Source organism: Saccharopolyspora antiqui, assembly GCF_052246905.1.
Classification (GTDB): domain Bacteria; phylum Actinomycetota; class Actinomycetes; order Mycobacteriales; family Pseudonocardiaceae; genus Saccharopolyspora.
In genome coordinates this window covers 45,633-51,883 of record NZ_JBQQBO010000040.1, presented here as the reverse complement: position 1 = coordinate 51,883, position 6,251 = coordinate 45,633, and the positions used below count along the sequence as shown (strand labels likewise).

The 6,251-nt window shown below is 69.6% G+C and carries 6 protein-coding genes and 1 pseudogene; 1 reads left to right on the top strand and 6 read right to left on the bottom strand.

All coding sequences use genetic code 11. The features are described 5' to 3' along the window. The 4 genes and pseudogenes from ACTWQN_RS36405 to ACTWQN_RS36390 all read right to left on the bottom strand — a co-directional run. Nucleotides 1-786, bottom strand: a pseudogene (locus tag ACTWQN_RS36405) (hypothetical protein); the annotation flags it as partial. Continuing rightward, complete coding sequence (locus ACTWQN_RS36400; protein ID WP_443208220.1) at nt 786-2,441, bottom strand: Hsp70 family protein; 1,656 nt, start codon at nt 2,439-2,441, stop codon at nt 786-788. The pseudogene ACTWQN_RS36405 and the gene ACTWQN_RS36400, both read right to left, overlap by 1 nt. Further along, a complete protein-coding gene (grpE, locus tag ACTWQN_RS36395) occupies nt 2,434-3,087 on the bottom strand; it encodes a nucleotide exchange factor GrpE (RefSeq protein ID WP_443208219.1) in 654 nt (217 codons plus the stop codon). Before grpE ends, ACTWQN_RS36400 begins: the two co-directional genes overlap by 8 nt. A 281-nt stretch (nt 3,088-3,368) precedes the next feature. Further along, nucleotides 3,369-3,917, bottom strand: a complete 549-nt coding sequence (locus ACTWQN_RS36390) for a snapalysin family zinc-dependent metalloprotease (RefSeq protein ID WP_443208218.1) — start codon at nt 3,915-3,917, stop codon at nt 3,369-3,371. A 141-nt stretch (nt 3,918-4,058) separates the two neighbouring features. Between ACTWQN_RS36390 and ACTWQN_RS36385 the strand changes: the two genes are divergently transcribed. Further along, nucleotides 4,059-4,787 (top strand): PIG-L deacetylase family protein, encoded by a 729-nt coding sequence (locus ACTWQN_RS36385; RefSeq protein WP_443208217.1) that lies wholly within the window; start codon nt 4,059-4,061, stop codon nt 4,785-4,787. Between the two features lie 37 nt (nt 4,788-4,824). Here the strand turns inward: ACTWQN_RS36385 and ACTWQN_RS36380 are convergent, their stop codons facing one another. Together ACTWQN_RS36380 and ACTWQN_RS36375 are read right to left on the bottom strand one after the other, a co-directional pair. Then, the gene (locus tag ACTWQN_RS36380; RefSeq protein WP_443208222.1) at nt 4,825-5,757 is read right to left on the bottom strand and encodes a heme o synthase; all 933 of its coding nucleotides are present in this window, start codon (nt 5,755-5,757) and stop codon (nt 4,825-4,827) included. Nucleotides 5,758-5,777: 20 nt separating this feature from the next. Next, complete coding sequence (locus tag ACTWQN_RS36375) at nt 5,778-6,173, bottom strand: DUF3817 domain-containing protein (protein ID WP_443208216.1); 396 nt, start codon at nt 6,171-6,173, stop codon at nt 5,778-5,780. Nucleotides 6,174-6,251: the final 78 nt, after the last annotated feature.

The following is a 6,251-nucleotide window of genomic DNA, read 5'->3' as shown; positions in this document are numbered from 1 at the left end:
GTGCAGCGACAGCAGCCGCAGGTCGACGCCGTCCTTGCCGACGGCGGTGTTGAGCAGTCCGAGCGCCTCGCGGGCAGGCTGGTTGCCGGAGCGCCGGTTCTCCCGCTCGATCGCCTGCTGGACGGCCTTCGCGGTCAGCCCGGTCGGGAACCTCGGGGTGCTGTCGAAAGCCGTGAGGAGTTTGAAGCTGTCGAGTTTTCCGTGCAGGAGCTCGGGAATCCCGGTGACCTCGGCGTCGCCGAGCAACGCCTTCAACCGGCGGAACAGGGTGTCGGGCAGGCCGCTGGTCTTGGGCAGGTCCAGCGGCGCTGCGGTCTGCACCCCGGCCGCGGCCAGCGCCCGGTCGACCTCGGCGGGGGCCAGCTGGCCGAACGTCTCGCGCATCGCCTCCAGCTGGCCGGGCGTGATCATGCCGAGCTCGCCGAAGTTCACCTTCAGCATCCCGACCAGCTCGTCGACCTGCTCCTTGCTCGCCCCGGCCCGGTCGCTGTCGCGGTCGCGCCACCAGGCCATCCGCGACATCGCGTCGCCGTGCACGCGGCGCAGTTCCTCGTCCTCGCGCAGGAACGCCTTGTAGACGCTGGTGGTGAAGCTGGACTTCGCGGTGGACTGGGCGCTCTTGTTCCAGTGCGAGCGGATCTGGGCCAGTCGCTGCGACAGCTGCGCGTCGGAGAAGCCCAGTTCGACGGCGTACCTGGTCAGCAGGTCGTCGGGTAATCGGCCGCCGCGCCCCCGCAACGGCCGCACCACATCGCGCTCGTAGGCCTTCGCATCGAAAGGGCCCATCAGCCCGAGACCGTTATCCCGGCGACTACCTTGGTGGCCGCCTCGACCTCTTCGTCGCTGCGCACGCTGACCCGCACCTTGATGTCCAGCGACTTGCCGGTGGAGGGTTCGGTGGCGGTCAGTTCCAGCAGGCCCTCGTCGTCGACGGTCATCCGGATGTTCACCGGCGAACCGGCGGGCAGCGACGGCAGCCCGTCGATCAGGCCCTTGCCCTCGTTGATCGGCTTGTTCTCCGACATCTCCGGCCCGGCGACCACCCCGGACTGCTCGAAGAGCTCGATGCTCACCCCGGTCTGGCCCTCTTCGACGGTGGCCGCCTCCAGCACCCGTTCGTCGGTGGGCAGCGAGTCGTTGGCGTGCACCAGGTGCTTGACGAAGTGCCGCTCTGGCTTGCTGTGCCAGTCCGGGTCGCTGGTGTCCACGAGCTTCACGCCGAAGGCCTTCGGCAGCACGTTGCGGGTCTGCTTGGCGGCCAGGTTCTCCAGCGCCTGGACCGAAATCCCGGTCTGCTGGGCCACGTTCTGGACGGCCTCGGTGACCCCGGCCGCGCCGTGCTGCTCGGCTTCGGCCATTTCGCGATGCACCACGCGGCCGAGCGCGTACAGCGCGGCGCCCTTGGCGACCGCCAGGTCCGGGTCGTGCAGCTTGGGGTCCCAACCGAATTCGGCGCGCAGCCGCTCGACGACCGCTGGCATCTTCGTCGATCCGCCCACCAGCAGCACGTCGTCGATCGTCGTGCCCGGCTGCTTGGTCTCCAAGGTGCTCAGGGTGCGCCGGACGATGTCGATGGTCTTGTCCAGCAGGTCCCCGGTCTCGGCCTCGAACTGCGCGCGGGTCACCTCGACGCGGGCGCTGACCCCGGCACCGCGCAGCGCCACCGCGCGGGATTCCGCTTTGGACAGTTGCTTCTTGGTGTCCTCGGCGGTGGTCGCCAGCGACTGCAGGAACTCCTCGTCGTCCTCGACCTCGGTGTCCTCCGGCGCCTGCTCCTGGAACTTCGCCAGCAGGTGGTTGCGCAGCCGCAGGTCCCAGTCCGCGCCGCCGAGGTGGTCGTCGCCGTCGGTGCACAGCACCACGATCTCGTCCTTGGACACCCGGATCACCGTGGTGTCGAAGGTGCCACCGCCGAGGTCGTAGACCAGGATCGTCTTGTCGTCGGCCTCGGTGGTCGCCTCGTAGTGCAGGGCCGCGGCCACCGGCTCGGGCACGATGCCGATGACGTCCAGCCCGGCGATCTTGCCCGCGTTCTTGGTCGCGCTGCGCTCCAGCATGCCGAAGTAGGCGGGCACGGTGACCACCGCGCGGGTCACCTCACCACCGGTGTGCGCGGCGGCGTCCTGGGCGAGCTGCTTGAGGATCAGCGCCGAGATCGACTCCGGGGTGTAGGTGGTGCCGTGGAACTCGAACTGCGCCTCGCTGCCCATCTGCCGCTTGATCAGCGACACCACTCGATCCGGGTCGATGATCGCCGAGTTCTTGGCCACCGAGCCGACGACCACATTGGACTCGTTCTCGAAGAACACCACCGACGGCGTGGTCTCGCTGCTGTCGGTGTTGCGGCACACGGTCGGGCGGCCGGTCTCGTCCACGTAAGAGATGGCCGAGTAGGTGGTGCCCAGGTCGATGCCGAACACCTTCAGGTCGCTGTCAGACATCTGCGCTCATCCCCTCTGCTCGCGGGCTCTGGTCGGTGGTCGGCGCGGTTTCGGCGCTCCAGCGGTACACGTGCACCCGCGCGGGGACGGTCACGCGATCGGTCGAGGTGTCCAGGTATCCGTCGGAGACGACGACGGCGATCCGCTCGTGCTGCGCGGGGTCGTCGGCCGGGAGGACCCGGATGGCGCGGTGTTCGCGCGCGGAGAACTCGGCGCCGACCGCCGGTTGGATCGGCACGCTGCCGCAGCGCTCCAAGGCCTGTTCCGCGCTCAGCGCGAAGGATTCCAGCAGATCCGCGACCTGCTGGCGATCGAGTTCGGCGGGCAGCGTGCGGGCTTGGTGCAGCAGGTCCTTGCGGAGGTTCTGCAGATCCGTGGTGATCGGGCGCAGCACGAGGTTCTGCTCCCCGGCGCGCAGCCGCTCCACCTCGGCGTGCAGCTTGTCGATCACCCGCTCCCGCGCGGCGGCGCGGTCGTGGTGCTGGCGAACCTGCTCGGTGAGCCCGGCGACCGCCGCGGCGAGCTCCACGACCGGATCCGGTTCGTCGGGCAGCGGTTCGTCGGGCGGGGCGGTTTCCGGTAATGGGTCGGCCGATTCCGGCAGGTCCGCCAGGTCGACGGATTCCGGCGCGACAACCGATTCCACCGGTTCACCGAGTGCCGTTGCCCGGTTGTCTTGCCCTGGCCCGTCGTGCCCTGGCTCGTCGTGCATGATCCCGCCCGCCTCGCTGCCCACCGCCGCCGTGTGATCGGTGTGATCAGTTGATGATCACCGACTTTAGTATCGTCGCATCCCGTTCGAACGGGATTCACCGACTTTCGACGGCACAGCGCTGCGAGCGGTTCCCCGGCCACGTTGGGCCGAAACGGTGATCGCGCGGGTGGTGGGCTGCGGCGGTCGGGGCGAGGACGCCGCAGCCCGCGTGCTCACCGCTTGGCGAGCACGTCCTCGCGGAACACCTGCGGTGCGATTCGCACGCCTTCGGCGAAGTTGCGCTCCACCTCGGCGATCTCGTCCGGGTTCGGCGTCGCGTTGTCGCAGTCCGTTCCCGCGCTGGCGCCCGACATCAGATCCGCGCACACCCCGGTGCGGTTGTCCGGCAGGCCGAGGATGTGGCCGAATTCGTGCGCCGCGATGCGGACGGTGTGGTGGCCCTCGTCCACCGCTTGGCGGCCCATCCAGATCCGGCCCTGGCCGAGGCCGGTCACCTCGGCGCGCGGCCAGCCGTCATCGGCGAGCACGACGACGTCGGCGGAGCCGCCGGTGGCCGGTTCCAACCGGACGCCCTGCACGTTGTCGTTCCAGACCTGCGCACCGGCGTCCACCGCATCGCGGAATTCCGCCGCCTGGCTGGCGTCGTAGGTGACGACCCGGACGTTTGCCGGGGCCGCCGCGACCGCCACCGGAACACCGAGCGCGATGAGAAATGCGATGAACAGACCGACGACGGGCCGTACCGTTCGAGGCAGGATCATCTGCACCAAACCTCCCTAGCAGACCGGATCACAGTGCCCCCGAACGTATTGCCAGCCGCTGCACCGCAGGGCGACCTGGCGTAGATGTGCCAGCCGTGCGAATTTCGCGGAATACGAACAGTGGTGAGATCTGGAGGCCCGATGGACGAGCTCGAACCGATGCCGCAGGACTGGCGCCGGGCGCTGGCGATCGTCGCCCACCCCGACGACCTGGAGTACGGCTGCTCCGGTGCGGTGGCCGCCTGGACCGCCAGCGGCCGGGAGGTCTCATACCTGCTGGTGACGCGCGGTGAGGCGGGCATCGACAGCCTCGCCCCGGAGGAGGCCGGGCCGCTGCGCGAGGTCGAGCAGCACGCCAGCGCCGCGAAGGTCGGCGTGCACTCGGTGGACTTCCTGGACCACCGCGACGGGGTGATCGAATACGGCCTGCCGCTGCGCCGGGACATCGCCCGCGCCATCCGGGAACACCGGCCGGGCCTGGTGATCACGGTCAACCACCACGACACCTGGGGGCCGGGCAGCTGGAACAGCGCCGACCACCGCGCCGTCGGGCGGGCGGTGCTGGACGCGGTCGCCGACGCCGGGAACCGCTGGATCTTCCCGGAGCTGCGCGAGCAGGGCTACGAGCCCTGGCAGGGCGTGCGTTGGGTCGGGCTCGCCGCGTCGCCGCACCCCACCCACGCGGTGGACATCACCGACGTGCTGGAGCAGGCGGTGGCGGCGCTGGCCGCGCATCGGACCTACCTGGAGGCGTTGAGCGATGAGCCCGCCGAGCAGCAGGCCCGCGAGATCGTGGCGGATGCCGCCAGCCAGCACGCCGACCGCTTCGGCGGCCGAGCCTGCGTCACCTTCGAACTCTTCGGAGCATGAACATCGGCACAGGTCGTTCCGGCGAGAACCGGAACGCTCACCAACCGAGTGCGGGCAGGCCGATGGCCGCGTCGACTGCGATGGCCACGAACAGCAGCGCCAGGTACGAGTTCGACAGGTGGAACAGCTTCATCGGGTTGTAGGCCGCGCCGCTGCGCACCGCCGCGTGCAGGCGTTGCGCGACGATCAGGAACGCCACCCCGCCCAGCACCGCGAACGCCACGTACACCCAGCTGGTCACCGGCACCAGCAGCAACGTGCACCCCACGGTGGCCCAGCTGTAGGCCAGGATCCGCGCCGAGACCTGCCGCGTGGTGGCGACCACCGGCAGCATCGGCACCCCGGCGCGCGCGTAGTCGTCCTTGTACTTCATGGCCAGCGACCAGAAGTGCGGCGGCGTCCACAGGAACACCACGCCGAACATCACCAGCGCGGGCCACTCCACCTTGCCGGTCACCGCGGCCCACCCGACCACCACGGGCATGCAACCGGCCGCACCGCCCCACACGATGTTCTGCGAGGTCCGGCGCTTGAGCACCAGCGTGTAGACGAAGACGTAGAACAAGATCGCGGCGGTCGCGAGCACCGCGGCCAGCAGGTTCGCCCCCGCCCACAGCACGGCGAACGACACCACGCCCAGCACGATGCCGAAGATCAGCGCGTTGCGCCGCGGCACCTCGTAGCGGACCAGCGGGCGCTTCTTGGTCCGGTCCATCACCGCGTCGATGTCCGAGTCCGCGACGCAGTTGAGCGCGTTGGCGCTACCGGCCGACATGGCACCACCGACCAGCGTCACGATCACCAGCCACAGCGACGGGATGCCGCGCTGCGCGAGGAACATCGCGGGGATCGTGGTGACCAGCAGCAGTTCGATGACGCGCGGTTTGGTCAACGCCAGGTAGGCGGCCAGCGCACCGCGCCGACGGCCGGAAGGCGGGCGGCCGGGGGTCGGCGTCGATTCGGGGATCATGGATTCGGGAGTTGCTGTCATCAGGCCCGCGATTCCTCCGACTTCGCGGCGCGCTGCGGCGTGACGATCGGCTTGCCCGCCATCCGAAGCTCGTGCCACTGCACCACCTTGCGCTCCGCGAAGAACGCGCCGAACGGGACGGTGCCAGCCAGCAACACCAGCAACATTCGACCGATCGGCACCCGCAGTTGCGTGGTGGCGACCACGGCGACGAGCAGGTAGACCATGTACAGCCAGCCGTGCGCCACACCGATCCGGAAGGCCCACGTCTGACCGAACTGCTGGGGCCCGGAGCCCTCCGCCCACCAGCCGACGAAGTGGCCGTACTTGAGCACCACCGCGGCGCACAACAGGATCAGCAGCACCGCGGTGACGTACGCCATGATCCGGTAGAAGGTCAGCACGCCAGGCTTCACGCCAATCCCTCAATCCCGCCTCGGGTCTAGAACACCGATGTCAATAGACCGTACGCCACAGGCCATCGGTGCCCGCGC

What these genes read in the sequence shown, in the direction of transcription:
- ACTWQN_RS36390 (WP_443208218.1), bottom strand. Translation starts at nt 3,917, where the DNA reads ATGATCCTGCCTCGAACGGTACGGCCCGTCGTCGGTCTGTTCATCGCA.
- ACTWQN_RS36400 (WP_443208220.1), bottom strand. Translation starts at nt 2,441, where the DNA reads ATGTCTGACAGCGACCTGAAGGTGTTCGGCATCGACCTGGGCACCACC.
- ACTWQN_RS36380 (WP_443208222.1), bottom strand. Translation starts at nt 5,757, where the DNA reads ATGATCCCCGAATCGACGCCGACCCCCGGCCGCCCGCCTTCCGGCCGT.
- ACTWQN_RS36385 (WP_443208217.1), top strand. Translation starts at nt 4,059, where the DNA reads ATGGACGAGCTCGAACCGATGCCGCAGGACTGGCGCCGGGCGCTGGCG.